General features: G+C 71.0%; 25 protein-coding genes. 15 read left to right on the top strand and 10 right to left on the bottom strand.

Annotated features, from left to right (window positions below):
* Position 1: 1 nt before the first annotated feature.
* On the bottom strand, positions 2 to 1,024 hold the full coding sequence (locus ACMATS_RS23030; RefSeq protein ID WP_390780145.1) for a glycosyltransferase family 2 protein: 1,023 nt from the start codon (positions 1,022 to 1,024) through the stop codon (positions 2 to 4).
* A 194-nt stretch (positions 1,025 to 1,218) separates the two neighbouring features.
* Here ACMATS_RS23030 and ACMATS_RS23025 point away from each other — a divergent pair, with 194 nt between their 5' ends.
* Positions 1,219 to 2,739 (top strand): LCP family protein, encoded by a 1,521-nt coding sequence (locus ACMATS_RS23025; RefSeq protein WP_414168895.1) that lies wholly within the window; start codon positions 1,219 to 1,221, stop codon positions 2,737 to 2,739.
* Positions 2,740 to 2,912: 173 nt separating this feature from the next.
* On the opposite strand, the gene ACMATS_RS23020 is transcribed toward ACMATS_RS23025, so the two are convergent.
* The gene (locus ACMATS_RS23020) at positions 2,913 to 3,464 is read right to left on the bottom strand and encodes an acyl-CoA thioesterase (RefSeq protein WP_414168894.1); all 552 of its coding nucleotides are present in this window, start codon (positions 3,462 to 3,464) and stop codon (positions 2,913 to 2,915) included.
* Between the two features lie 128 nt (positions 3,465 to 3,592).
* Between ACMATS_RS23020 and ACMATS_RS23015 the strand changes: the two genes are divergently transcribed.
* Entirely contained in the window at positions 3,593 to 4,774 is a 1,182-nt protein-coding gene (locus ACMATS_RS23015) for an LCP family protein (RefSeq protein ID WP_391149918.1), read from the top strand.
* Positions 4,775 to 4,792: 18 nt separating this feature from the next.
* On the opposite strand, the gene ACMATS_RS23010 is transcribed toward ACMATS_RS23015, so the two are convergent.
* Complete coding sequence (locus ACMATS_RS23010) at positions 4,793 to 5,584, bottom strand: VOC family protein (protein WP_414168893.1); 792 nt, start codon at positions 5,582 to 5,584, stop codon at positions 4,793 to 4,795.
* 201 nt (positions 5,585 to 5,785) lie between these two features.
* Between ACMATS_RS23010 and ACMATS_RS23005 the strand changes: the two genes are divergently transcribed.
* The 3 genes from ACMATS_RS23005 to ACMATS_RS22995 are packed head-to-tail and all read left to right on the top strand — an operon-like array spanning position 5,786 to position 8,402.
* A complete protein-coding gene (locus ACMATS_RS23005; protein WP_414168892.1) occupies positions 5,786 to 6,613 on the top strand; it encodes an LPXTG cell wall anchor domain-containing protein in 828 nt (275 codons plus the stop codon).
* A 5-nt stretch (positions 6,614 to 6,618) separates the two neighbouring features.
* Positions 6,619 to 7,419, top strand: coding sequence for a hypothetical protein (locus ACMATS_RS23000; RefSeq protein WP_414168891.1), 801 nt, complete (start codon positions 6,619 to 6,621; stop codon positions 7,417 to 7,419).
* The gene (locus tag ACMATS_RS22995) at positions 7,416 to 8,402 is read left to right on the top strand and encodes a hypothetical protein (protein WP_414168890.1); all 987 of its coding nucleotides are present in this window, start codon (positions 7,416 to 7,418) and stop codon (positions 8,400 to 8,402) included. The genes ACMATS_RS23000 and ACMATS_RS22995 overlap by 4 nt, the downstream gene beginning before the upstream one ends.
* On the opposite strand, the gene ACMATS_RS22990 is transcribed toward ACMATS_RS22995, so the two are convergent.
* Positions 8,359 to 9,894 carry a peptide MFS transporter gene (locus tag ACMATS_RS22990; protein ID WP_414168889.1) on the bottom strand — a complete coding sequence of 512 codons (1,536 nt, stop codon included), beginning with the start codon at positions 9,892 to 9,894 and terminating at the stop codon, positions 8,359 to 8,361. The genes ACMATS_RS22995 and ACMATS_RS22990 overlap by 44 nt on opposite strands.
* Before the next feature lie 475 nt (positions 9,895 to 10,369).
* Here ACMATS_RS22990 and ACMATS_RS22985 point away from each other — a divergent pair, with 475 nt between their 5' ends.
* Positions 10,370 to 11,050 carry a response regulator transcription factor gene (locus ACMATS_RS22985; protein WP_171084139.1) on the top strand — a complete coding sequence of 227 codons (681 nt, stop codon included), beginning with the start codon at positions 10,370 to 10,372 and terminating at the stop codon, positions 11,048 to 11,050.
* Positions 11,051 to 11,060: 10 nt separating this feature from the next.
* A complete protein-coding gene (locus ACMATS_RS22980; protein WP_391149908.1) occupies positions 11,061 to 12,305 on the top strand; it encodes an ATP-binding protein in 1,245 nt (414 codons plus the stop codon).
* 63 nt (positions 12,306 to 12,368) lie between these two features.
* On the opposite strand, the gene ACMATS_RS22975 is transcribed toward ACMATS_RS22980, so the two are convergent.
* Positions 12,369 to 12,875: a GtrA family protein gene (locus ACMATS_RS22975; RefSeq protein WP_390780135.1), complete on the bottom strand. Its 507-nt coding sequence runs from the start codon at positions 12,873 to 12,875 to the stop codon at positions 12,369 to 12,371.
* 144 nt (positions 12,876 to 13,019) lie between these two features.
* On the opposite strand from ACMATS_RS22975, the gene ACMATS_RS22970 reads away from it, so the two are divergent.
* From ACMATS_RS22970 to ACMATS_RS22960, 3 genes are read left to right on the top strand one after another with little or no spacing between them, the layout of a single operon-like run.
* Positions 13,020 to 14,216, top strand: coding sequence for a 5-(carboxyamino)imidazole ribonucleotide synthase (locus ACMATS_RS22970; protein ID WP_414168888.1), 1,197 nt, complete (start codon positions 13,020 to 13,022; stop codon positions 14,214 to 14,216).
* Positions 14,213 to 14,749 (top strand): 5-(carboxyamino)imidazole ribonucleotide mutase, encoded by a 537-nt coding sequence (gene purE, locus ACMATS_RS22965; RefSeq protein ID WP_336415034.1) that lies wholly within the window; start codon positions 14,213 to 14,215, stop codon positions 14,747 to 14,749. The genes ACMATS_RS22970 and purE overlap by 4 nt, the downstream gene beginning before the upstream one ends.
* An 11-nt stretch (positions 14,750 to 14,760) precedes the next feature.
* The gene (locus ACMATS_RS22960) at positions 14,761 to 15,954 is read left to right on the top strand and encodes a dipeptidase (protein WP_414168887.1); all 1,194 of its coding nucleotides are present in this window, start codon (positions 14,761 to 14,763) and stop codon (positions 15,952 to 15,954) included.
* Between the two features lie 70 nt (positions 15,955 to 16,024).
* Here ACMATS_RS22960 and ACMATS_RS22955 read toward each other — a convergent pair whose 3' ends face one another.
* On the bottom strand, positions 16,025 to 17,365 hold the full coding sequence (locus tag ACMATS_RS22955; protein WP_390780132.1) for a UDP-glucose dehydrogenase family protein: 1,341 nt from the start codon (positions 17,363 to 17,365) through the stop codon (positions 16,025 to 16,027).
* Between the two features lie 145 nt (positions 17,366 to 17,510).
* Here ACMATS_RS22955 and ACMATS_RS22950 point away from each other — a divergent pair, with 145 nt between their 5' ends.
* Positions 17,511 to 18,668 carry an acyl-CoA dehydrogenase gene (locus ACMATS_RS22950; protein ID WP_414168886.1) on the top strand — a complete coding sequence of 386 codons (1,158 nt, stop codon included), beginning with the start codon at positions 17,511 to 17,513 and terminating at the stop codon, positions 18,666 to 18,668.
* Between the two features lie 45 nt (positions 18,669 to 18,713).
* Here the strand turns inward: ACMATS_RS22950 and ACMATS_RS22945 are convergent, their stop codons facing one another.
* The gene (locus tag ACMATS_RS22945) at positions 18,714 to 18,878 is read right to left on the bottom strand and encodes a hypothetical protein (protein WP_414168885.1); all 165 of its coding nucleotides are present in this window, start codon (positions 18,876 to 18,878) and stop codon (positions 18,714 to 18,716) included.
* A gap of 173 nt (positions 18,879 to 19,051) precedes the next feature.
* Between ACMATS_RS22945 and ACMATS_RS22940 the strand changes: the two genes are divergently transcribed.
* Both ACMATS_RS22940 and ACMATS_RS22935 read left to right on the top strand, forming a co-directional pair.
* Positions 19,052 to 19,408 (top strand): hypothetical protein, encoded by a 357-nt coding sequence (locus ACMATS_RS22940; RefSeq protein WP_414168884.1) that lies wholly within the window; start codon positions 19,052 to 19,054, stop codon positions 19,406 to 19,408.
* Positions 19,405 to 19,653, top strand: coding sequence for a hypothetical protein (locus tag ACMATS_RS22935; protein ID WP_414168883.1), 249 nt, complete (start codon positions 19,405 to 19,407; stop codon positions 19,651 to 19,653). The genes ACMATS_RS22940 and ACMATS_RS22935 overlap by 4 nt, the downstream gene beginning before the upstream one ends.
* A 25-nt stretch (positions 19,654 to 19,678) precedes the next feature.
* Here the strand turns inward: ACMATS_RS22935 and ACMATS_RS22930 are convergent, their stop codons facing one another.
* Positions 19,679 to 20,161 carry an ATP-binding protein gene (locus ACMATS_RS22930; RefSeq protein ID WP_336415025.1) on the bottom strand — a complete coding sequence of 161 codons (483 nt, stop codon included), beginning with the start codon at positions 20,159 to 20,161 and terminating at the stop codon, positions 19,679 to 19,681.
* 185 nt (positions 20,162 to 20,346) lie between these two features.
* On the bottom strand, positions 20,347 to 20,715 hold the full coding sequence (locus ACMATS_RS22925) for an STAS domain-containing protein (protein ID WP_414170771.1): 369 nt from the start codon (positions 20,713 to 20,715) through the stop codon (positions 20,347 to 20,349).
* Positions 20,716 to 20,950: 235 nt separating this feature from the next.
* Between ACMATS_RS22925 and ACMATS_RS22920 the strand changes: the two genes are divergently transcribed.
* Positions 20,951 to 21,862 (top strand): RNA polymerase sigma factor SigF, encoded by a 912-nt coding sequence (locus ACMATS_RS22920; RefSeq protein ID WP_414168882.1) that lies wholly within the window; start codon positions 20,951 to 20,953, stop codon positions 21,860 to 21,862.
* 488 nt (positions 21,863 to 22,350) lie between these two features.
* Here the strand turns inward: ACMATS_RS22920 and ACMATS_RS22915 are convergent, their stop codons facing one another.
* Positions 22,351 to 22,821 (bottom strand): hypothetical protein, encoded by a 471-nt coding sequence (locus tag ACMATS_RS22915; protein WP_414168881.1) that lies wholly within the window; start codon positions 22,819 to 22,821, stop codon positions 22,351 to 22,353.
* Between the two features lie 320 nt (positions 22,822 to 23,141).
* Here ACMATS_RS22915 and ACMATS_RS22910 point away from each other — a divergent pair, with 320 nt between their 5' ends.
* On the top strand, positions 23,142 to 23,951 hold the full coding sequence (locus ACMATS_RS22910) for a helix-turn-helix domain-containing protein (protein ID WP_414168880.1): 810 nt from the start codon (positions 23,142 to 23,144) through the stop codon (positions 23,949 to 23,951).
* Positions 23,952 to 23,981: the final 30 nt, after the last annotated feature.

The raw sequence follows: 23,981 nt of genomic DNA, 5'->3' as shown, positions 1-23,981 counted from the left end.
GTCAGTCCCCCGCCTTGACCGCGGGACGGCGGCTGGCGATGACGCGCTGCGCGAGCGAACGCGGGCTGGTGAGGAAGCCGAAGCCCCACGACATGTGCATCGTCGCCAGCGCGACCGGGATCTGCGCCCGCGCCTTCAGCGGCAGCCCCTTGCCGGCCGGCACCGAGCCGGCCGCGATGGCCGCCAGGTACCCGGCGGGCACCACGAAGCCCCACGGAGTGACGGCCGCGCCCACCACGGCACCGGCCGCGATGGCCAGCACGGCGGCCGGCGGGGCCAGGTAGCGCAGGTTGATCGAGCCCTGGTGGTAGCGGGCGACCACGTGCCGCCAGCGGCCGTAGTCCTTGTACTGCCTGGCGAGCGCCCGGACCGAGGGCCGGGGGCGGTACGAGACCCTGAGCTCCGGCGAGAACCAGATCAGCCCGCCCGCCTCGCGGATGCGGAAGTTCAGCTCCCAGTCCTGGGCGCGGATGAACTCCTCGTTGTACCCGCCCTGCTGCTCCAGCGCCTCGCGCCGGAAGACGCCCAGGTAGACGGTCTCGGCGGCGCCGGCCGCGCCACCGGTGTGGAAGGCGGCGTTGCCCACGCCGATCTTCGAGGTCATCGCCGCGGCGACGGCCTGCTCCCAGGCGTTCTCGCCCTCGGCGTGCATGATGCCGCCGACGTTCTGCGCGCCGGTCTCCTCCAGGAGCCGCACCGCGGTGGCGATGTAGTCGGGGGACAGCATGCCGTGCCCGTCGACCCTTACCACGATCGGGTGACGTGACGCCTTGATCGCGGCATTGAGAGCGGCAGGGGTGCGTCCGGTGGGATTCGGCACGGTATGGACCCGTGCGTCCTCCTTCACGAGCTCTGCGGCGATCTCGTCCGTGCGGTCCGTGGACGGTCCGAGGGCGATGACCACCTCCAGCTCCCCGGCATACTCCTGCTCGAGGATGTGCCGGACGGAGGTGCGCAGATGCCGTTCCTCATTGAGCACCGGCATGATCACGGAAACGGCGGGCGGCTGCTGCTGAACTGGCATGGTTCCTCGGGGACAGGCCTACGGGGTCGTTCGTCACGTTACCGCCAATGGGGGACACGGGCCCGCCCCGGCCGGGTGGCGGGGCCTCCTCGGACGGCGCGGTGCCGCGGCCAGCTGATCGTATGGGCCTACGGTTCTTGCGGTTTCCGCCCGGTTTCTCCCCGCCCCCTCCTGATCGCTGCGGAGGTCCCGACGTGACCGCACCGGCCCGCTTCCCCCGCCCGATCCACCGCCCGGTCCCCCGCCCGAACCGGCCCCGCCACAGCGCCCCCCGCCACCGGCGCTGGGGGCTGCGCATGGCCATGGGCGCGGCGGCCGCGGTGCTGGCCGCCGGGGGCCTGGGGCACGCGCTCGTCGTCGGGATCGACGGGGGCATCAGCCGCATCGACCCCTTCAGCGGGCTCTCCGACCGGCCCCGGGTGAGCCGCGGGACCAACTTCCTGCTGGTCGGCACCGACGGCCGCGACAAGATCACCGAGGAGGAGCGCGCCGAGTACCACCTCGGCGGCGAGGCCTGTCACTGCACGGACACCGTGATGCTGGTGCACCTCTCCGCCGACCGCAGCCGGGCCAGCGTGGTCAGCCTGCCGCGCGACACCTACACCGAGATCCCCGAGTACACCGACGAGAACGGCCGGGTGCACCCCGTCCACCCGCAGAAGCTCAACGCCGCCTACGCGGAGGGCGGGCCCGGGCTGACCGTGCGGGCGGTCGAGCGGCTGACCGGCGTCCACCTCGACCACTACCTCGAGGTCGACTTCACCAGCTTCATGAAGACCGTCGACGCCGTGGGCGGGGTGCAGGTGTGCACCCCGAAGCCGCTCAAGGACGACTACACCGGCCTCGACCTCCCCGTCGGCACCAGCAGCCTCAACGGTGGGCAGGCCCTGCAGTACGTCCGCTCCCGGCACCTCGACGGGGCCGCCGACCTGGGCCGGATGCAGCGGCAGCAGCGCTTCCTCGCCGCGCTGATGCACCGGGTCGCGGGCAGCGGGGTGCTGCTGAACCCGGTGAAGTTCCACGACGTGGCCTCCACCGTGATCGGCTCCATGCGCGCCGACCGGGGGTTCGGCACGGCACAGCTCGTCGAGCTCGGCGAGGCGATGCGGAGTCTGGCGCCGTCCTCGGCGGAGTTCACCTCCGTGCCGATCGGGGTGGTGGACTTCCCCGTGCCGCACCTCGGTTCGACCGTGAAATGGGACGAGGCGGCGGCCGACCGGCTGTTCGCGGCGCTGCGGGAGGACCGGCCGATCACCTCGCGCCCGGCGGGGCGGGCGCCGGAGGCGCAGGAGGCGAAGGGGGTGCCGCCGGGGCCCGGCGGCGATGCGGCGGGGGCCACGGCGGTGGACGTGCCGCCGGGGCGGGTGCACGTCCAGGTCTTCAACGGGACCGGGCGGCCGGGGCTGGGCCAGTCCGTGGACCAGGCGCTGCGGGCGACCGGCTTCGCGACGACCGGGTCGCCGACGAACGCGCCGACGGCGGAGCGGACGGTGCTCAGCTACGACCCGCGCTGGGACCGCTCGGTGCGGACGCTGGCGGCGGCCTTTCCGGGGGCCGATCTGCGGGCCGAGCCGGGGCAGGGGCCGATGATGCGGGTCATCGTGGGCTCGGACTTCCGGGCCGTCCACCCCGTACGGGGGCCCCAGTCGGGGCCGCCGCCCGGGGGCGGTTCGGTGATGACCGGCGACCAGGCGGTGTGCCCCGCCGGGGCGTAGGTGCTCCGCACCGGGGTACCGGGGGTAGTGCGGGCCGGTGGTCGGGTTGTGCCCACCCTCCCCCAGCTACCGCTGGGAGGTGCCCCCAGCCCTGCGGAACGCCTGCCCACAACCGGGGGCGCCCCGTAAGGGGCGCGGGGAACTGCGCGATCAGCCCACGACGGCCCGCACTTTCAGTCCGCGTCCGAGCCCTCGGAAACCGCCTTCTCCCGCAGCTCCATGATCGCGCGTCGCCGCGCCAGGCGGTGCGTCCGGCGGATCTGCGCCTCCTGGTAACGGCGCCGGTCCTTGTCCGTCTCCGGAAGCACCGGCGGCACGGAGCGCGGCTTGCCGTTCTCGTCCACCGCCGCGAACACCAGGTACGCGCTGCCCACCTGCACCGCGGGCGTGGACTCGTTCCAGCGCTCCGCGAGGACCCGCACCCCGACCTCCATCGAGGACCGGCCGGTCCAGTTGACCTGGGCCTTCACATGGACGAGGTCGCCGACCCGGACGGGCACCAGGAAGGCCATCTCGTCCATCGAGGCGGTGACCGCGGGCCCGCCGGAGTGACGGCCGGCGACCGCGCCCGCGACGTCGTCCACCAGCTTCATGATCACGCCACCGTGGACGGTGCCCAGCAGGTTGGTGTCATGGCTGGTCATGATGTGGGACAGCGTCGTGCGGGACGCCGAGGTCGGCTTGCCGGATATCGCCGGCTCCGGGCTCCGGTCCTGAAGGGTCATGCCCTCCACTGTATGCGGGTGCATGCGGACCTCCGACGGCGCCGGATTGCATCAGGTCTGCAACAGCCCTGCCCCGATCCTGTCCTCGCCCTGTGGGTCGGCGTGCCACACAAGGCACACTTCGTCCCATGAACGATTGGCCCCGGAACAGGACAAACGACGCCCGCGCCGTGCCGCCCACCCGGCGCGGCGGGCTGCCGCCGCAGTACCGTCCGGGTGCCTCCCACCCCGACGGCGGCTACAGCACCGGCCAGGTCTACGGCCGGGGCGGCCCGCCCCCGGGACCGGGCGGCAGGGGCCGTGCGCCGCGCGGCGGGGCCCCGGACTGGAAGCGGCGGATCAGGATCGGGGCGATCGCGCTCGTCGGCACGCTCCTCGTCGTGGCCACCGTCACGTACTTCTGGGCCGACTCCCAGATGCGCCGCGAGGTCGACCTCGGGAAGATCAAGGACCGCGCGCCCTCCGGCAGCGGCACCAACTACCTGATCGTCGGCTCCGACAGCCGCGAGGGCCTGTCGGAGGAGGACAAGAAGGAGATGCACACCGGGTCGGCGGACGGCAAGCGCACCGACTCGATGATGATCCTGCACACCGGCGACAACGGCACCACGATGCTGAGCCTGCCGCGCGACTCGTACGTCACCATCCCCGCCTTCACCGGCGAGAAGTCCGGCAAGCAGTACCCGCAGTCCACGCACAAGCTCAACCAGGCCTTCGCGGACGGCGGCGCCGAGCTGCTGATCCGGGCGATCGAGTACAACACCGGGCTGCACATCGACCACTACGCGGAGATCGGCTTCGGCGGCTTCCGCAATCTCGTCGACTCGCTCGGCGGCGTGGACATGTGCATCGACAAGCCGATCAAGGACCGGGACTCGGGCGCGGACTTCAAGGCGGGCTGCCAGACCCTGAACGGCACCCAGTCGCTGGCGTTCGTCCGGCAGCGGCACCAGGAGGCCGACCAGGACCTGGGCCGGATGCGGAACCAGCAGAAGTTCCTCAACACCCTTGCCAAGCAGGCCGCTTCGCCCTCGACGGTCCTCAACCCCTTCCGGCTCTACCCGGTCATCGGCTCCGGCCTCGACACCCTCATCGTCGACAAGGACATGGGGCTGTGGGACCTGACCTCGATGTTCTGGGCCATGAAGGGCGTCACGGGCGGGGACGGGCAGCAGCTGACCGTGCCGATCTCGAACCCGAACCTGCCGACGCGCAGCGACGGCGTCGCGGTGAAGTGGGACCCGGTGAAGTCGAAGCAGCTCTTCGAGCAGCTGAAGAAGGACGAGAAGGTCACCGCCGCCGCCAAGTGACCCGCGGGCGGCCTCCGTTCAGGCGGCCGGCAGCTCCGGACCGCTGGTGTTCACCAGGGCGAAGGGGGCGCCCTGCGGGTCGGCCACGACGGCCATCCGGAAGTCCATCATGTCGAACGGCGGCTTGAGCACCGTGCCGCCGGCCCGGATCAGTGCGTCGACCGTGCTGTCGGTGTCGTCGACGGAGAAATACGTCAGCCAGTGCGAGGGCGTGCCGGGCGGGAGTTTGTCGAGCCCCTGCATCCCGCCGACCGTGCGGCCGTCGGCGGTGAGCGCGAAGTAGCCCGGGGCCTCCTCCATGGGGGCGGTCTCCAGGCCCAATGCGGGGTAGAACGTCCGGGCGGCGGCCGGGTCCGCGGTGTTGAGCTCGTTCCACACCACCGAGCCGGGTTCGTTCACGATCTGCGCGCCGAAGAATTCCCCCGCCTGCCACAGCCCGAACACCGCTTCCGCGGGGTCGACGACGATCGCCATGCGGCCGATGGTCATGACGTCCATCGGGCCGAACATCACCCGGCCGCCCTTGGCCGGGACCGCCGCCAGGGCGGCGTCCAGGTCGGCGGTGGCGAGGTAGGTGGTCCAGACGGTGGGCGGGACGGGGAGGCCCTCCGGCGCCATCGCCGTCATGATGCCCGCCACCGCCTTGCCGCGCAGGGTGCACACGGCGTAGCCGCCGGTCTCCGGCGGGCCGGGCTCGCCCTGCCAGCCGAAGAGGTCGCGGTAGAAGTCCAGGGCCGCCCGCTGGTCGGGGACCGTGAGCTCCGTCCAGCACGGTGTGCCGGGCCGGTACGGGCTGGTTGCCTCGGGCATGACGGGTTCCTCCACGGGCTCGGGCGGGGCGACCCCCGCCCCCGACCACCTTGGCGGGCCGGGAGCGCTCCCGCCACCGCAGGGCGCCATCGGCGTGTTCCGTGTCTTCCCTCTCCACGGCCCCGGGCGTACTGTCGGCGCCCGATCTGATGTGCCGTCAGTAATTTACGGCTGCGGCACCGGACGAGAAGGGAACCCCACGTGTCCCGCACCCCACGTCACACAGCGCGCCGGAGCCGGGCGCTCGCGCTCTCGGCGGCGCTGGCAGGCGGCACGATCGCGCTGGTCGCACCGGCCGCACACGCCGAGACGGTCGACGTCAACTACCACTGCAAGACGCCCATCGGGGACCGGAGCGCCGTCTCGCCCATCGACGTCAAGGGCGAGCAGAGCGGCGACTCGTACAAGCTCACCATGTCCTTCCAGAAGGGCGTCTCCTCCAGCCCCGTCGAACTCGGCAAGGGGGCAATGAAGCCAAGTGCCGTCATCAAGCTGGGCGGTGCGGACTCCGGCACGGTCGCCGTCTCGGGGCCGGCCAACGAACAGCCGATACCCGCCAACACCCCGATCAGGATAGGCGACTTGTCGGGGACCTACACGCCCAAGAAGGACGGCAAGGTCACCTTCACCGCCTCCACGCTCACCATCCTGGCGCTGGGCACCACGACCACGTGCGACCCCACCAACGACCCCAAGCCGTCGCTCACGCTGGACGTCAAGGCGGGCGGCGGGACGACGGGCGGCGGCGCGACCGGGGGCGACTCGACGGGCGGGTCGACGGCCGGCTCCACAGGCGGGTCGACGGCCGGGTCCACCACCGGAGGATCGTCCACCGGCGGCAGCACCACGGGCGGATCCACGTCCGGGTCCACGTCCGGATCCACCGCAGGCTCCACGGGCGGCGGCCGGCTCCCGCAGACCGGCCCGTCCGACAGCGCCGTCGCCCTCGGCACCCTCGGCGGCACGGTGCTGCTCGCCGGGATCGCGGGCACGCTCTGGCTGACCCGGCGGAAACGCGCCGCGGGCTAGGGCCGGTGCAGCCCCGTACCCGCGCGGCGGCCCTGGCCGTCCCGGCCGTCGCAGCGGTCCTGCTCGCCGCGCCGGCCGCCGCGGAGCCGCAGCCGTGGTGGGCCGCGCCGTCCGGCGGCCGGTCCGCGATCGCCCTGGAGGGCGTCCCCGGCACGGTGTTCGAGGACAAGCTGTCGGTGGTCAACCCCGGCACCGCACCCCGCACCGTCGAGCTGCGCGCCACCGGTGCGTGGATCGCCCTGGCCGAGCGCCAGGTGCGGGTCCCGCCGCGGACCCGTGCGGACGTCCCGCTGACCGTGACCGTGCCGACGGGCGCGGTGCCCGGCGGGCATCCGGCCGCCGTGACCGTCACCGGGGAGGGCCGGCAGCTGCAGGTGCCGGTGACCGTGCGCGTCACCGGGCCGACGCTGGCGGCGCTGTCGGTCGAGCACGTGCGGGTCAGCGGTACGGGCCGGGGCACGGTGATCCACTACGCGCTGGTCAACCGGGGCAACACCGTGCTCGCCCCGCACCTGGAGATCCGCGCCGTCGGCGTCTTCGGTCAGGTGCTGCACCGCACGCCGGACGGGGTGCCCGCGGAGCTGCCGCCGGGGCGCAGCCTCCGGCTCACCGAACCCTGGCCGGGCGCCCCGCGGCTGGACCGGGTCCGGGTCAGCGTCACCGCCACGGCGCCCGGCGCGGCGCACTCCACCGCGTCGGACACGTACACGCCGCTGCCCTGGCTGCTGCCGGGGCTGGGCGCGGCCGCGGCCGCTGCGGGGGCCTGCCGGCTGGTGCGGCGGCGCCGGAAGGCGGTGCGGCCGTGAGGGCGGTGGTGCGGGCCGTGCAGTGCGCCCTCCTGCTCCTCGCGCTCCTGGCCGCGCCCTGCACCGCACCCGCCACCGCGGCCGGCGGCCCCACGGCGGTCGTGAGCGGGGGCGAGGCCGTCAAGGGCGGCAGCGTCACCGTCACCGGCGCGGGCTGGCGGCCCGGGGCGCTGCTGACCCTGCTGGTGTGCGGGCAGAACATGATCGGCGGCACCGGTTCCTGCGCCAACGCCGACGGCCGTACGGTCACGGCCGCCGCCGACGGCACGTTCCGCCGGAGCATCCCGGTGCCCGCGCCGCCGAAGCCCTGCCCCTGTGTCGTCCACGTGGCGACCGTCATGGGTACGCCCGCTGCTGCCGATGCCGCGCTGGCCGTCTCCGGGCACCCCAGCGCCACGCTGCCGCGGCAGGAGGGCGGGGAGCGGCTGAGTGTCCTGGAGGCGCGTCTGCAGGGCGGCGACGGGCTGCTGACGTGGTTCGGGGCACCGCCGCGGCGGACGCTCGTCCTCACCGTCGGCAACCTGGGCACCACGCCCGCCCGGGACCCGGTCTTCCGGCTCGGCACCTCGCACGGCGTCCTCGCGCCGTCCTGGGAGGACCGGCGCTGGCGCGGCACCGTGGAGGCCGGGCGCACGGTGCGGGTGGCGCTGGACGTGGAGCTGGCGACGGGGGCGTACGGGGACTACCGGGTCTCGCTGGAGTACGGCGGCAAGCTGCTCGTCGAGGAGCCGTGGGACGTGAGCCGCCCGTGGGGCGTGACGCTGTTCTGGGTGCTGCTGTGCGTGGTGGTCCCGGCGGGGGTGTACCGGACCGGGATGGCGGTGGTGGACCGGATCCGTCCACCGCAGCAGAAGCCGCGCCGGCGGAAACCGCGCCGGACGACAAAGCGCCCCCGGCGCGGGAACGCGCCGGGGGCACTCGGTACGGGTACGGGGTCCGTCAGTGGACGTCGCCCATCAGGGCCACGATCTTCTTCCGGTTGACCCAGATCGCGGCGCCGGCCAGGACGGCGGCGCCCGCCTCGCCGAGGATCACGCCGATGCCGTCGAGGTTGACGCCGCCCGTGGCGAGCAGGCTGGTCACGCAGTCACCGGCGGTGACGGCGAGGAACCAGACGCCCATCATCTGGCTGGCGTACTTCTGCGGCGCCATCTTGGTGGTCAGCGAGAGGCCGACCGGGGAGAGGCAGAGCTCACCCATGGTCTGGACCATGTAGATCGCGATCAGCCAGGCGGGGCTCACCGTGTGGCCGCCCGTGGCCATCGACATCGGGATGGCGAAGATGACGAACGAGGCACCGGCGAAGACCATCGCCATGGCGAACTTCACCGTGGTGCTGGGCTCGCGGTTGCGCCTGGCCAGCGCCATCCACGCGGAGGCGAAGACCGGGGCGAGGGCCATGACCCACAGCGGGTTGACCGACTGGAACCAGGTCGACGGGAAGTTGATGCCGAAGACGTTGTCCGCGGTCTTCGACTCGGCGAAGGTCGACATGGTCGAACCGGCCTGGTCGAAGATCATCCAGAACACCGCGGCGGCGACGAAGAACCAGATGTAGCCGCTGACCTTGGTCTGCTCGGTGTCCGAGAGGTCCTTGTCGCGCTTGATGCGGACCAGGACGGAGATCGGGATGACCAGGCCCAGCAGGGCGAGCGGCACGGTGGCCCAGTTCATCGTGAAGTGGCCGGTGCCACCGACGACGCCGTAGAAGACGGCGGCGACGGCGAGCCACATCAGGCCCTTCTTCAGCCAGGAGTTGCGCTCCTCGGCCGTCAGCGGGGTCGGGACCTCGCTGCTCCTGGGGTTCAGGTGGCGAGTGCCCCACAGGAAGAAGGCGAGGCCGATCGCCATGCCGACGGCGGCGATGCCGAAGCCCAGGTGCCAGCTGACCTTCTGGCCGACGGTGCCGATGACCAGCGGGGCGAAGAACGCACCGATGTTGATGGCCATGTAGAAGATCGTGAAGCCACCGTCGCGGCGCGGGTCCTTGGGACCGTCGTAGAGGTGGCCGACCATCGTGGAGATGTTGGCCTTGAGCAGACCGGAACCGATCGCGACCAGCGCGAGGCCGATGAAGAAGGTCGGCTTGCCCGGAACCGCCAGCAGCAGGTGGCCGCACATGATGGTGCTCGCCGCGACGGTGACCGTCTTGCGCGGGCCCCAGATCCGGTCGCCGATCCAGCCGCCGGGCATGGCGAGCAGGTACACCATGGCCACGTAGACGGAGTAGATGGCCACCGAGCTGGCCTTCGGCATGGCCAGACCGCCGCCCAGGCTGCCGGCCTTGGCGTCGGGGCCGCCGGCGATCAGGTAGACGACGAGAAGGGCACGCATGCCGTAGTAGCTGAAGCGCTCCCACATCTCCGTCATGAAGAGCGGGGCCAGGCCAATCGGATGGCCGAGGAAGGTCTTCTCGCTCGCGGCAGGAGAGGTCTTCTCCGCCTCGGCAGTGCCCTTCGTCAGGCTGGACGCCATGGTCGATCCTTGAATGTCTCGGGACGCGCGGATGGAGCTGTTGCGCGCCCGGGTGGGGGTAGGCCGGCACCGGTTACAGCGCTGCCCGCCCCCACGCCCAAGGGGTTCGGCTCCTCACGACGAGGACCCGGCAGGACAGCCGTACTTCCGGGATCCACGCCCCCGCGCATCCTCGCGCGGCGGACCCGGCCGACAGGTCATTCACTGTGACAGGACCAGGGGTACCCGGCCCTGCACACAACAGGGACCTCCGGCGAAGTGTGTGGCCCAGCCGAAAGTCCCCCTTGTGCTACAGACGTTCCCAGCACCATACGTCAGACCCTGCCCGCTTATGGAAGCCGTTGAGACATGGATCACAGGCGGGCCGGGAACCGTTCGCGCTTGTTCGATGGTGGTAACACTTCTGTTGAAGTGTTGCCCCGGGTAGCCCTGAGTACTCCTCTGACGTGCGTCCGGGCGGACTACCATCACTTGCATGACCCGAGTACTGCTCGCCGAGGATGACGCCTCCATCTCGGAACCGCTCGCACGCGCGCTGCGCCGCGAAGGGTATGAGGTGGACGTACGCGAAGACGGTCCCACGGCGCTGGACGCCGGCCTCAAGGGAGGGGTGGACCTGCTCGTCCTCGACCTCGGGCTGCCCGGCATGGACGGCCTGGAAGTCTGCCGCCGGCTGCGCAACGAAGGCCACGGCTTCCCCGTCCTGGTGCTCACCGCCCGTGCCGACGAGGTGGACACCGTCGTCGGCCTGGACGCCGGCGCCGACGACTACGTCACCAAGCCCTTCCGCCTGGCCGAACTGCTCGCCCGGGTGCGGGCCCTGCTCCGCCGCGGCACCGTCGAGTCCCACCAGCAGCCCCCCGCCACCCACGGCGTCCGGATCGACGTCGAGTCCCACCGCGCCTGGATGGGCGACGAGGAACTCCAGCTCACCGCGAAGGAGTTCGACCTGCTGCGCGTCCTCGTCCGGGACGCCGGCCGGGTCGTCACCCGCGACCAGCTGATGCGCGAGGTCTGGGACACCACGTGGTGGTCCTCCACCAAGACCCTGGACATGCACATCTCGTGGCTGCGCAAGAAGCTGGGCGACGACGCCGCCAACCCGCGCTACATCGCCACCGTCCGCGGCGTCGGTTTCCGCTTCGAGAAGAGCTGACCCCCGCACAGTGCGCCGCCGACTGATCAACTCCACGCTCGCCGTCGTCCTGGTCGTGATCGCCGTCTTCGGCATCTCGCTCGTCATCGTCGAGACCCGCACGATCGAGAGCAGCGCCCAGGAGAGCGTCCAGACCGAGGCCGTGCGCCTGGCGGGCATCGTCGACTCCCGGCTGCTCGGCGGCGAGCGCGTGGAGTCCGGGGTGCTGCGCGAGCAGTTCACCCCGGACCGGTACGCCCGGATCGAGATTCCGGGCAGGCCGGTCATCGAGCTCGGGGACCGGCCGGCCGGCGGCGTGATCACGGCGACGGAGAAGGGGGAGCAGGGCGAGACCGTCCGCGTCGAGCAGTCCCGCTCCGCGGTCAGCCGGGAGGTCGGCCGCACCCTGCTGGTGATCCTCACGGTGGCGCTGCTGGCCGTGGTGGCCGCGGTGTTCCTCGCCGTGCGCCAGGCCAACCGGCTCACCGCCCCGCTCACCGACCTCGCCGAGACCGCCGAGCGGCTGGGCTCGGGCGACCCCCGCCCCCGGCACCGCCGCTACGGGGTGCCCGAGCTGGACCGGGTCGCCGACGTGCTGGACAGCAGCGCCGAGCGGATCGCCCGGATGCTCACGGCGGAGCGGAGGCTGGCCGCCGACGCCTCGCACCAGCTGCGCACGCCGCTGACCGCCCTGTCGATGCGGCTGGAGGAGATCACCCTCACCGACGACCCGGACACGGTCAAGGAAGAGGCCACGATCGCGCTCACCCAGGTCGAGCGGCTCACCGACGTCGTCCAGCGGCTGCTCACCAACTCCCGCGACCCGCAGTCCGGTTCGGCGGTCACCTTCGACCTCGACGAGGTCATCAAGCAGCAGATCGAGGAGTGGCGCCCCGCCACGCGCGGCAGCGGCCGGGCCCTGGTGCGCTCCGGCAAGCAGGGCCTGCAGGCCGTGGGCACCCCCGGCGCGGTGTCCCAGGTGCTGGCGACGCTCATCGAGAACTCGCTGATGCACGGCACCGGGACGGTCGCCCTGCGCACGCGCGTCACCGGCAACCAGGCCGTCGTCGAGGTCACGGACGAGGGTCCGGGCGTCCCGCCGGACCTGGGCGCGCGGGTCTTCGAGCGGACGGTCAGCGGCCGCAACTCCACGGGCCTGGGCCTGGCCGTCGCCCGCGACCTCGCGGAGGCGGACGGCGGCCGCCTGGAACTGCTGCAGCAACGCCCGCCGGTCTTCGCGTTGTTCCTGTCGATGGGCGCGGACCCGGAGGAGTAGCCGCGCCCCGTAAGGGGCGCGGGGAACTGCGCGAGCAACCCCCGACGACCCGCACCGGACGAACTACCGACGCGCCCCAACACGCTCCGGCGCCTCCGCCAAGAAGGACTCGGCCGTCTCCACGGCCTCCCGCGCCGGAATGGCCCGGAACACCCAGGTCCGGTAGGACCAGAACCGGAAGACGGTACCCAGCCCGAGTCCCACGACGTTCTTGGCGATGTTGTCCGCCAGCGGCGACGTGAGGTCGAGGCCGTAGTGCGACAGCGCCAGGATCCCGTTCTCGATCACCAGGCCGACGCCGCTGAACAGCAGGAAGAGCGTGAGCTCACGGCTGCGCCGGCTCCGGTCGCAGTCGCGGTAGGTCCAGTAGCGGTTGCCGATGTAGTTGGCGCCGATCGCCACGACGGTGGCGATCACGCCCGAGCGCACCACGGCGAGGTGCAGGCTGTGGATGCAGAGATTGAAGACGACGAGGTTGACCACGCACCCGATGGCGCCGACGGCGCCGAACTTCGCGATTTCGCGGGCCAGCCGCTCCAGCCGGGAACGCACTGTGCGCCGTTGAGTCATGTCGTTCATGCTAACCAGCGCCGTGCTGCGGCAAGCCGGGGAGTGGGTAAACAGACGGCGAACCCCCGTATTCTCACGCGGATTTCATCCCGCATTCGAGAGGCTTTCGTGCACCGGGGAAGCGGACAAAATCGACCTCTCCCGTTGGAGGATCATCCAGGAGGGGCGAGAGTGGTTCGTGCGTACGGATACCCTGGTGCGGTGACGTTCCCGGTAGTCGGCATGGTCGGCGGCGGCCAGCTCGCCCGCATGACCCACGAGGCGGGCATCCCCCTCGGCATCAGGTTCAAGCTGCTCAGCGACACCCCGCAGGACTCTGCGGCCCAAGTGGTCAGCGACGTCGTCATCGGCGACTATCGCGACCTGGCGACGCTTCGTGCGTTCGCACAAGGCTGTGACGTGATCACCTTCGATCACGAACACGTGCCCACCGAGCACCTGAGGGTCCTGGAGGCCGACGGCATCCCCGTCCGCCCCGGCCCGGAGGCGCTGGTGCACGCGCAGGACAAGGGCGTGATGCGGGCGAAGCTGGACGCGATCGGGGTGCCCTGCCCGCGGCACCGGATCGTCGACGACCCCGCCGACGTGGAGCGCTTCGCCACCGAGGGCGACGGCTTCCCGGTCGTCCTGAAGACCGTGCGCGGCGGCTACGACGGCAAGGGCGTGTGGGTCGTCCGCTCCCCCGCCGAGGCCGCGGACGCGTTCCGCGCGGGCGTGCCCGTGCTGGCCGAGGAGAAGGTCGACTTCGTCCGCGAGCTCGCCGCCAACGTGGTGCGCTCCCCGCACGGCCAGGCCGTCTCGTACCCGGTCGTGGAGTCCGTCCAGGTCGACGGCGTCTGCGACACCGTGATCGCGCCCGCGCCGGGGCTCTCCCCGGACCTGTCCGCGCACGCGCAGCAGCTCGCCCTGAAGATCGCCAAGGAGCTGGGCGTCGTCGGGCACCTCGCCGTGGAGCTCTTCGAGACCCGCGACGGCCGGGTGCTCGTCAACGAGCTGGCGATGCGCCCGCACAACTCCGGCCACTGGACCCAGGACGGCGCGGTCACCTCGCAGTTCGCCAACCACGTCCGGGCCGTGCTGGACCTGCCGCTCGGCGACCCGCGGCCGCGCGCCCCGTGGACCGTGATGGCCAACGTGCTCGGCGGCGACTACCCCGACATGTACTCCGCGTACCTGCACTGCATGGCGCGCGACCCGCAGCTGAAGATCCACATGTATGGCAAGGACGTGAAGCCCGGCCGTAAGGTCGGACACGTCAACACCTACGGCGACGACCTGGCGGACGTGCGCGAGCGCGCGAGCCATGCCGCCGGATATCTGCGAGGAACGATCACGGAATGAGCGCTCCCGGCACCACCCCCCTCGTCGGCATCGTCATGGGCTCGGACTCCGACTGGCCCGTCATGGAGGCCGCGGCCGAGGCCCTGGCGGAGTTCGAGGTGCCCTACGAGGTCGACGTCGTCTCCGCCCACCGGATGCCGCGCGAGATGGTCGCGTACGGGGAGCAGGCGGCGGGCCGCGGGCTCAAGGCGGTCATCGCGGGCGCGGGCGGCGCGGCCCACCTGCCCGGCATGCTGGCCTCCGTCACCCCGCTGCCGGTGATCGGGGTGCCGGTTCCGTTGAAGTACCTGGACGGCATGGACTCGCTGCTGTCCATCGTCCAGATGCCGGCCGGGGTGCCCGTCGCCACCGTCTCCGTCGCCGGCGCGCGCAACGCGGGCCTGCTGGCGGTGCGGATGCTCGCCGCCCACGACGAGGAACTCCTCGCCCGCATGCGGCACTTCCAGGACGAGCTCAACGAGCAGGCCACGGCGAAGGGCAAGCGCCTGCGCGCCAAGGTCGAGGGAACCGCCGGCTTCGGGTTCGGTAAGTGACACTGGTGACCATGACGTCCGCACACCTCGAGCGCGCCCGCGAGCTGCTGGCCGCGCACCCCGTCGTCGACGGCCACAACGACCTCCCGTGGGCGCTGCGCGAGCACGTCCGCTACGACCTGGACCAGCGCGACATCGCCGCCGACCAGAGCGCCACCGGCCTGCACACCGACCTGCCCCGGATGCGGGCGGGCGGGGTCGGCGCCCAGTTCTGGTCCGTCTACGTCCGGACGGACATGGCGGGCGACGAGGCGGTCAGCGCCACGCTCGAACAGATCGACATCGTGGGGCAGATGGCCGGCCGCTACCCCGGCGAGCTGCGCATCGCCCTCACGGCCGACGACATGGAGACGGCCCGCGCGGAGGGCCGCATCGCGTCGTTGATGGGTGCCGAGGGCGGTCACAGCATCAACAACTCCCTCGCCACGCTACGGGCGTTGCACCGCCTCGGCGTCCGCTACATGACGCTCACCCACAACGACAACGTGGCCTGGGCGGACTCGGCGACGGACACCCCCGTGGCGAACGGCCTGACCCGCTTCGGCGAGGAGGTCGTGCGCGAGATGAACCGCATGGGCATGCTCGTCGACCTCTCGCACGTCTCGGCCGACACGATGCGGGACGCGCTGCGGGTGAGCGAGGCGCCGGTGATCTTCTCGCACTCGTCGGCGCGTGCGGTGTGTGACCACCCGCGCAACATTCCCGACGACGTGCTCGCCGCGCTGCCGGGGAACGGGGGCGTGGCGATGGCCACGTTCGTCCCGAAGTTCATCCTCCCGGCGGCGGTCGCCTGGACCCGCGCCGCGGACGAGAACATGCGCGCCCACGGCCTGCACCCGCTCGACCGGTCGCCGGAGGGCATGGCGGTCCACCACGCCTTCGAGACCACGAACCCGCGCCCGCGCGCGACGCCTTCGACGGTCGCGGACCACCTGGACCACATGCGCGAGGTCGCGGGCATCGACCACATCGGCATCGGCGGCGACTTCGACGGCACGGCGTTCACGCCGGACGGCCTGTCGGACGTGTCGGGCTACCCGAACCTGATCGCCGAACTCCTGCGGAGGGGCTGGTCGGAAGAGGATCTGGCGAAGCTGACGTGGCACAACGCGGTACGCGTGCTGCGGGCGTCGGAGGCTGTCGCCTCCGATCTCTCGGCGCGGAGGGGCCCGTCGATCGCGACGATCGAGCAGCTGGACGGCTGAGGTCTTTCGTTTCCCCGCGCCCCGAAATGGGCGCGGGGAACTGCGCGACCAGCCACGGACGGCCCGCAGGTCACACCCGAGGCCGCCCCATCGCCCGGTACGTCCAGCCGGCGGCACGCCACACCGTGGCGTCGAGCGCGTTGCGCCCGTCCAGAATCCGCGGCTCCGCCACGACCTCCGCCAGCGCGGCGGGGTCCAGCTCGCGGAACTCGCCCCACTCCGTGAGGTGCAGCACCACATGCGCCCCGCGGCACGCTTCCAGCGCCGAAGAGGCATACGTCAAGGTCGGGAAGACCCGCCGCGCGTTGTCCATGCCCTTGGGGTCGTAGACCGTCACCTGCCCGCCCTGCAGGTGGATCTGCCCGGCGACGTTCAGCGCCGGCGAGTCCCGGACGTCGTCCGAGTCCGGCTTGAACGAGGCGCCGAGCACGGCGACCCGCTGCCCGAGGAAGCTGCCGCCCACGGTCTCCCGGGCGAGCTCGACCATGTGGCCGCGGCGCCGCATGTTGATGGAGTCGACCTCCCGCAGGAAGGTCAGGGCCTGGTCGGCGCCCAGCTCACCGGCGCGGGCCATGAAGGCGCGGATGTCCTTCGGCAGGCAGCCGCCGCCGAATCCGATACCGGCCCGCAGGAACTTCTTCCCGATCCGCTCGTCGTGCCCGATGGCCTCGGCCAGCTTGGCCACGTCGCCGTCGGCCGCCTCGCAGACCTCGGCCATCGCGTTGATGAAGGAAATCTTGGTGGCGAGGAAGGAGTTGGCGGCCGTCTTGACCAGTTCGGCGGTCGGGTAGTCGGCGACGACGAACGGCGAGCCCTCCGCGATCGGGATCGCGTACACCTCGCGCAGCAGCTTCTCGCCGCGCTCCCCGCCGACGCCGACCACGATCCGGTCCGGCTGCAGGGTGTCCTGGACGGCGAAGCCCTCGCGCAGGAACTCGGGGTTCCAGGCCAGCTCCACGTCGTGCCCCGCGGGAGCGAGCCCGGTCAGCAGCTCCGCGAGCCGGGCGGCGCTGCCCACCGGCACGGTGGACTTGCCGACGACCAGGGCCGGCCGCTTCAGCTGCGGTGCCAGCGCGGCGAAGGCGCTGTCGACGTAGGACATGTCGCACGCGTACTCGCCGTGCTTCTGCGGGGTGTTCACGCAGACGAAGTGGACATCGCCGAACTCGCCGACCTCCTCCCAGGAGGTCGTGAAGCGCAGCCGCCCGGTGGAGCCCTCGATCCCGGCGACGTGCTTGCGCAGCAGCTCCTCGAGCCCGGGCTCGTACATCGGGACCTTGCCCCGCGAGAGCATCTCGATCTTCTCGGGGACCACGTCCAGGCCCAGCACCTCGAAACCGAGCTCGGCCATGGCCGCCGCGTGCGTGGCGCCGAGGTACCCGGTGCCGATCACAGTGATCTTGAGGGCCATGCGTGTGCTCCATACGTACTACGACACTGGCTGGACTGCGCGCCCGAGCATACGTCCCTGTCGGCAAGCTCACGTAGGCGCACTCCGGAGGGCCGCCCTAGAATCGTGGTTACTAAACGGTAGTTAACTCTCTGGGGAGTACGCCTTGGCGGGATCAAAGGACTTCGACCTGTACCGGCCGTCCGAGGAGCACGACGAGCTGCGCAAGGTCGTACGCTCGCTCGCCGAGGCGAAGATCGCGCCGTTCGCCGCCGCGGTGGACGAGGAGGCCCGCTTCCCGCAGGAGGCGCGTGACGCCCTCACCTCGACGGACCTGCACGCGGTGCACGTCCCCGAGGAGTTCGGCGGCGCGGGCGCGGACGCGCTCGCCACCGTGATCGTCATCGAGGAGGTGGCCCGCGTGTGCGCGTCCTCCTCCCTGATCCCGGCGGTCAACAAGCTCGGCTCGCTGCCGGTGATCCTGTCCGGCTCGGACGACCTGAAGAAGCGGTACCTGAGCCCGCTCGCCAAGGGCGACGCGATGTTCTCGTACTGCCTGAGCGAGCCGGACGCGGGCTCGGACGCGGCGGGCATGAAGACCCGCGCCGTGCGGGACGGCGACCACTACGTCCTCAACGGCGTGAAGCGCTGGATCACCAACGCGGGCGTCTCCGAGTACTACACGGTCATGGCCGTGACGGACCCGGAGAAGCGCTCCAAGGGCATCAGCGCCTTCGTGGTCGAGAAGGACGACGAGGGCGTCTCCTTCGGCGCCCCCGAGAAGAAGCTCGGCATCAAGGGCTCCCCCACCCGCGAGGTCTACCTCGACAACGTCCGCATCCCCGCCGACCGCATGATCGGCGAGGAGGGCACGGGCTTTGCGACCGCGATGAAGACCCTGGACCACACCCGCATCACCATCGCGGCCCAGGCCCTCGGCATCGCCCAGGGCGCGCTGGACTACGCCAAGACGTACGTCCAGGAGCGCAAGCAGTTCGGCAAGCCGATCGCGGACTTCCAGGGCATCCAGTTCATGCTCGCCGACATGGCGATGAAGCTGGAGGCGGCACGTCAGCTGACGTACACGGCGGCGGCCAAGTCCGAGCGCCTGGACGGCGACCTGACCTTCTACGGCGCGGCGGCGAAGTGCTTCGCGTCCGACGCCGCCATGGACATCACCACGGACGCGGTGCAGTTGCTGGGCGGTTACGGCTACACGCGTGACTACCCGCTGGAGCGCATGATGCGCGACGCAAAGATCACGCAGATTTATGAGGGCACGAACCAGGTGCAGCGGATCGTGATGGCGCGGAACCTGCCGTAGGGCTTGGCCGAAGCCGTGATGAGCCCCTGCCCTGAGGGCAGGGGCTCAGTGGTGAGTGAGCGCTCCACCGCGCAGGACAGCCCGCTTGGCCGCGACAGCGTCCGGGTCGATCGGTCCGTGCTCGGCCTCGGCTCGTTCCACCAGCTCGCGCAACCGAGCGCGCTCCTGCTGCCGTTGCGCGGAGTCTGCAGGACTGATGCCATCGTGCATAGAGAACTTCTCCCTCTCTCCTTGCTTTCTTGGTGCGCGGCAGCACGCATTGCAGCCCAGCAGCCCGGCTTCCAGCTATGGCCACAGATCGCCACGGATGACCTTCGCGTGGCTACTGTGTACCCACACGCTTCAGCGCCGACGACTGCATCCGCTCGCGAAGGAGCCTCTGCATGAGCGCACACCCGGTGGAACACGGTGACGAGCCGGTCATCGAACGGCCCAAGAGAACCCTGTCCACGCTCAGAGCAGCCCTGGCGCGCCTGGCTCCGTCGATGCTCCCCCTCATGGAGTCCGAACGCGACGAGGTGTTCACTCTCGCGGCAGAGACGCAATCCGTGGGTCCGGTCAACGGCTTCCTGCTCCGCTGGGCCGTAGCCGTGGAGATCGAACGCCACCCCGCGACGGCCCGCAAGCTGCACCGCGCCGAACACCTCGCCCGGACGGCATCGGACGAGGAGACTCTGCGAGCCGCGGCACGAGAGGTGGCCGAGATCAAGGCTGCTGCGCGGCGGGCGGTCGGAACGTGAGCGATGGCTGGACCTGGGAATTCTTGTGGCCGGACACTGAGCTCGATCTTGAGCCGCAGTTTGCAGGCCAAATCAAGGAGCGGGCCCAGGAATTACTGCGGGCAGCAGAAACTCTGTACATCGCCGGAGACCGGTACGAAGGTGGCTCCGTATCGGACACCGCATACGTCGCGGGCGGCATGTTCGACTACCTGATCACCCCCAGGCTCTTGAAGCTGGTCGTGGTGAGCGTCAGCGCCTACTGAACCGGGCGGACCGATCGCTGCCCCCCTATGACGGCCCCGCCAGCTCCGCCCACACCGTCTTGCCCACGCCGCCCTCGTGCCGCACCACGCCCCAGTCCAGGCACAGCCGCTGCACGATGAACATGCCGTGGCCGCCCGGGCGGCCCGCGCGGTGCGGGGTGCGGGGGGCCGGGGTGCCCGCGCCCAGGTCGGAGACCTCCAGGCGGAGGACCTTGCCCGCGCGGGTGACGCAGAGCTCCTCCGGGCCGCCGGCGTGCAGGCACGCGTTGGTGACGAGCTCGGAGACGACCAGCAGGACGTCCTCGGCCGCGGCGCGGTGATCGGCCGTGGCCGCCGGGAGCCAGCCCCAGTCGCGCAGGGCCTGGCGCGTGAAGTCACGGGAGAGCGGCACGGCGCCACTGACGCCGACGAGGCGCAGCCGCCGGCGCTGGCCGTCCGGCTGCGGCGAGCCGTCGGCCCCCGGGCCGGGGTCGTCCGGCGACGGCAGGGACGGCCGAGTCGTGCTCATCAGCGCTTCACCTCACCGATCACCGATTCAGAAGGGGTCATCTCGCACACCACAGGGTCAGCTGTCTCCTGCCCCGGCGAACCGTGAGAACACCCACGCATTCTGCGCGGGTCCTGTGACACAGGTAACGGAGGTAATGGAAGCGACAGCGATGGAGAGTAAGGGATCCGATACGCAGAGCGCCGTCAGTCGACGAGCGCCGCATCGAGCGTGTCGTGGATGCTGAATACGGCCCCGGCGCCCGTGATCTCGAAGACACGGGCGACGACGGACCCCATCGCGGCGAGGTGGACTGCGCCGCCGGCGGCCTCGGCCTTGAGCCGGGCGCCCAGGAGCACGTTCAGTCCGGTGGAATCGCAGAATTCGAGCTGCGAGCAGTCGACGACGATGCGCGGAGTGCCGTCCTCGACACTCTTCTCCAGAAGTTCGCGCAGCAGATCCGCCGTGTGGTGATCGAGCTCACCTGCGGGCGTCAGGACCGCGCTTCTCCCGAGATGCTTGAACTCGACTTTCAGCCGACCCCTGCTCGCACTGCCGGCTTTACCGCAGTCCATGCGCATCCCTTCGTGGTGTGCCGCGCGCGCGTGACGCTCCGTGGAACCCTACGCCTTCCTTACGCGCTCCGGAAGCCGAAGTTCCGGCATAGCGCCCCATACCAGGACAAACGGCACTTGCCATCGCGGGGCAAAGACCGGTAGGGCTAGAGGAGGACATCCACCACGGACGGCTTTGGAGGCGCCGCAAACCGCAGCAAAAGGTCACGGCATCGGCTGCCTTATGCCGAGAATGATGGAGGAGACCATGTCACCCCGGCTCGACGAAAAGCGTTCCGATCACCTTCGGGAGATCCGGGAGACCGCGTCGTCGACAATCCCGCCCGAGCAGAGCGACCCCGGTCTCGCCGGGCTCCCCGAGATACCTCCGTGCGAGGAGATCGGGGCGGTCGACGCAAGGGCGCTGTCCAAGACGCTCTTCGCGCGCCTCGAATCGCTCGAAGAGGGCACCCACGAATACGCGTACGTACGCAACACGCTCGTCGAACTCAACCTGGCCCTGGTGAAGTTCGCCGCCTCCCGGTTCCGCACCCGCAGCGAACCGATGGAGGACATCATCCAGGTCGGCACCATCGGCCTGATCAAGGCCATCGACCGCTTCGAGCTCAGCCGCGGCGTCGAGTTCCCCACCTTTGCGATGCCGACCGTCATCGGCGAGATCAAGCGCTTCTTCCGCGACACCAGTTGGTCGGTGCGCGTCCCGCGCCGCCTCCAGGAACTCCGCCTGGACCTGGCCAAGGCCGGCGACGAGCTGGCGCAGCGCCTCGACCGCTCCCCCACCGTCGCCGAACTGGCGCAGCGCCTGGGCCTGTCCGAGGACGAGGTCGTCGAGGGCATGGCCGCGAGCAACGCGTACACCGCGAGCTCGCTGGACGCCCAGACCGAGGAGGACGACACCGAGGGCTCCCTCTCGGACCGCATCGGCTACGAGGACCACAGCCTGGAGGGCGTCGAATACGTCGAGTCCCTCAGGCCGCTCATCGCCGAACTCCCTTCCCGGGACCGGCGGATCCTCTCGCTGCGCTTCGTGGCGAACATGACGCAGTCGGAGATCGGCGAGGAGCTGGGCATTTCCCAGATGCACGTGTCACGGCTGCTGTCGCGGACGCTGGTGAAGCTGCGGCGGGGGCTGTTGACGGAGGAGTAGGTCTCGGACCCGCCGGGGGGACGGACTTCCGGGCTGCATTTGTCTTGTGCCGCAGAGGACTTCCTCTGCGGCACAAGGCGTTTCCGGGATGGCTTCCTGGCCGGCACAACGCCGGCCTCCTGCTACCGGCGATCCGTCGCTCGTGGATGCGCCGTGCCCGCATAGGTGATCCAGCAGGTTCTGCGCGAGGTGTCCGCGAGGTACCAGATGCGTCCCCCGCCGGTCACCTCGATCTGCCACTGCTCACATATCTGCCCACGGTGAGATCCGTGCGCAAGGGTTCCCTTCAAGCGATGGTGACGTTGCGTCTCCATCGGCGGTCTCGGATCGGTGCGCATGGTGACCCAAGCCCGGTAAGTGTTCTGACGGAACTGCCCGGCCAAGGAATCCCAGCCCTTGGCCGATGCAGCGTCGGCGAACCGGACTTCCCATTCACCGTCCGGCGCAGGGGGCGCAACCCGTTCTCCACGGGCGGGAGTCATGCAACCTCACCCGGGCTCGGGCACAGGTCCGTAGTCCTCGTCGTGATCCTTGATCAGGGCTGCTCGGACATCCGGATCCGCGTGTGCCTCGGCCGTGTGCTGCCACGCGATCAGCATCTGGGCAACGACTGAGCTGTTGGCGATGGATTCCCCGGCACGCATGGTGTCGACGAGCTCGACGGCAAAGGCGTGGACATCGGAGTCAGGGAGAAAGCGAACCCATGGGAAGGCATCCGGCAGTATGTCCAGGAGCAGCTCCATGCTGCCGGGTTCATGCCGGGCCATCGCGACGAGCATCCGCGTGGCGGCCGACACCACGGTCCGGTCCTGCTCCGCTCTTTCCGCAGTCGTGAGGACCAAGTCTTCCCCGTCCCTGCGGCGCAAGAGCAACCTTGGCGTCTCCTTCAGCCGGGCAAGCGTCTGCTTGTTCTTGTTCACCAGCTCGGAGAAGTTCACAGCGGCGTTCTCGGCGCTCATGACTTTGAAGGTAGTTCGAAACACACGCGGTGCACCATCGCCCACAAGGGGGACAGAACCCCGGTCACCGACGCCCGGCCGGATCGAGTCGCCCACGACACGGTTGCCCGCGAACCGGCCCGGCACGACGCCCCGTTGAAGAACTGGAAGAGAACCAAACCCCACCAACCCGGCGCGCGTCACTCCATCAGGTGACTCCGTGGCAGATGCGGGCGGCAACGCGGTACGTTCGCGGCACAACCCCAGACAGACGACGGCCCCCGGCCGGGAGTGGCTTCCCGATCGAGGGCCTGATCATCCAGGAAGCGAACCTCTTCCCAATGACTACTGCGCAGTCTATCGCGCACGCCTCGGCGCGCGCCGATGCTCCGCCAGCCGGAGTTGTCCACATCCGGCACCGGCACGACACGAACTTCACCGTGGTGGGCAATCACCTCGCCCAGCACCCCGACCTGTCCGCCGTCGCGATCGGCATCGGCGTGTACATCCAGTCGCTGCCGGACGGCGCACGCATCGGCATCAAGGACCTCACCCGGCGCTTCCGCGAAGGCGAGATCGTCATCGCGCGGGCGCTGCGGGAACTGGAGACGGCGGGGTATCTGGAGCGGAAGCGCGTACGGACTGACGCGGGCCGGGTGGTGACCCGGACCAGCTGGTACGAACGTCCGGGCGCCCCGGCCGACTTGGCGCCCCGGCCCCGGCCCCGGCCGCAGCGCCGGGCGGCCGCCCCGGAGGAGGCCGCTCCCCTGCCGCCCGCCGACCCGCCCGCGGCCGACCTGCTCGCCGGGCTCCGCCGCCGCGACCCGCGGCTGTGGCTCTCGGAGAAGGACGTCCGCCGCCTCTCGCCCGGTGTACGGGCCTGGCTCGACCGCGGCATCGGCCCCCGCCAGATCACCCGCACCCTGACTGCGGGGCTGCCGACGGGTGTCATCCCCTGGCCCGCCCGCCTGCTCTCCTACCGCCTCACGGACTGGCTGCCGCCGGATCTGCCGGTGCAGTCGGAAGCGCCGCCGTCGGCCCCGGCACGTCCCCTCCCCTTCCAGACCTGCGGCGGCTGCGAACGCGTCTTCCGCGCGGCGGAGCCGGGCCGCTGCCGGGACTGCCGCCGAGCGGCAGGCGAGGCGGCGTGAACAGCCGTCGAGGACGTCCTCGCCCACAGA

The organism is Streptoverticillium reticulum (genome assembly GCF_047456005.1).
Lineage (GTDB): Bacteria > Actinomycetota > Actinomycetes > Streptomycetales > Streptomycetaceae > Streptomyces > Streptomyces reticulum.
This window is presented reverse-complemented; position numbering and strand designations above follow the sequence as displayed.

Bases quoted from the DNA above. Each gene is read 5' to 3' on its own strand.
- ACMATS_RS22940 (WP_414168884.1), top strand. From the start codon at position 19,052: ATGAGCGCACACCCGGTGGAACACGGTGACGAGCCGGTCATCGAACGG.
- ACMATS_RS22915 (WP_414168881.1), bottom strand. From the start codon at position 22,821: ATGAGCGCCGAGAACGCCGCTGTGAACTTCTCCGAGCTGGTGAACAAG.
- ACMATS_RS22925 (WP_414170771.1), bottom strand. From the start codon at position 20,715: ATGGACTGCGGTAAAGCCGGCAGTGCGAGCAGGGGTCGGCTGAAAGTC.
- ACMATS_RS22990 (WP_414168889.1), bottom strand. From the start codon at position 9,894: ATGGCGTCCAGCCTGACGAAGGGCACTGCCGAGGCGGAGAAGACCTCT.
- ACMATS_RS23020 (WP_414168894.1), bottom strand. From the start codon at position 3,464: ATGACCCTTCAGGACCGGAGCCCGGAGCCGGCGATATCCGGCAAGCCG.
- ACMATS_RS22975 (WP_390780135.1), bottom strand. From the start codon at position 12,875: ATGACTCAACGGCGCACAGTGCGTTCCCGGCTGGAGCGGCTGGCCCGC.
- ACMATS_RS23015 (WP_391149918.1), top strand. From the start codon at position 3,593: ATGAACGATTGGCCCCGGAACAGGACAAACGACGCCCGCGCCGTGCCG.
- purE (WP_336415034.1), top strand. From the start codon at position 14,213: ATGAGCGCTCCCGGCACCACCCCCCTCGTCGGCATCGTCATGGGCTCG.
- ACMATS_RS22930 (WP_336415025.1), bottom strand. From the start codon at position 20,161: ATGAGCACGACTCGGCCGTCCCTGCCGTCGCCGGACGACCCCGGCCCG.
- ACMATS_RS23030 (WP_390780145.1), bottom strand. From the start codon at position 1,024: ATGCCAGTTCAGCAGCAGCCGCCCGCCGTTTCCGTGATCATGCCGGTG.
- ACMATS_RS22985 (WP_171084139.1), top strand. From the start codon at position 10,370: ATGACCCGAGTACTGCTCGCCGAGGATGACGCCTCCATCTCGGAACCG.
- ACMATS_RS22920 (WP_414168882.1), top strand. From the start codon at position 20,951: ATGGAGGAGACCATGTCACCCCGGCTCGACGAAAAGCGTTCCGATCAC.
- ACMATS_RS22960 (WP_414168887.1), top strand. From the start codon at position 14,761: ATGACGTCCGCACACCTCGAGCGCGCCCGCGAGCTGCTGGCCGCGCAC.
- ACMATS_RS23010 (WP_414168893.1), bottom strand. From the start codon at position 5,584: ATGCCCGAGGCAACCAGCCCGTACCGGCCCGGCACACCGTGCTGGACG.
- ACMATS_RS22955 (WP_390780132.1), bottom strand. From the start codon at position 17,365: ATGGCCCTCAAGATCACTGTGATCGGCACCGGGTACCTCGGCGCCACG.
- ACMATS_RS22945 (WP_414168885.1), bottom strand. From the start codon at position 18,878: ATGCACGATGGCATCAGTCCTGCAGACTCCGCGCAACGGCAGCAGGAG.
- ACMATS_RS22910 (WP_414168880.1), top strand. From the start codon at position 23,142: ATGACTACTGCGCAGTCTATCGCGCACGCCTCGGCGCGCGCCGATGCT.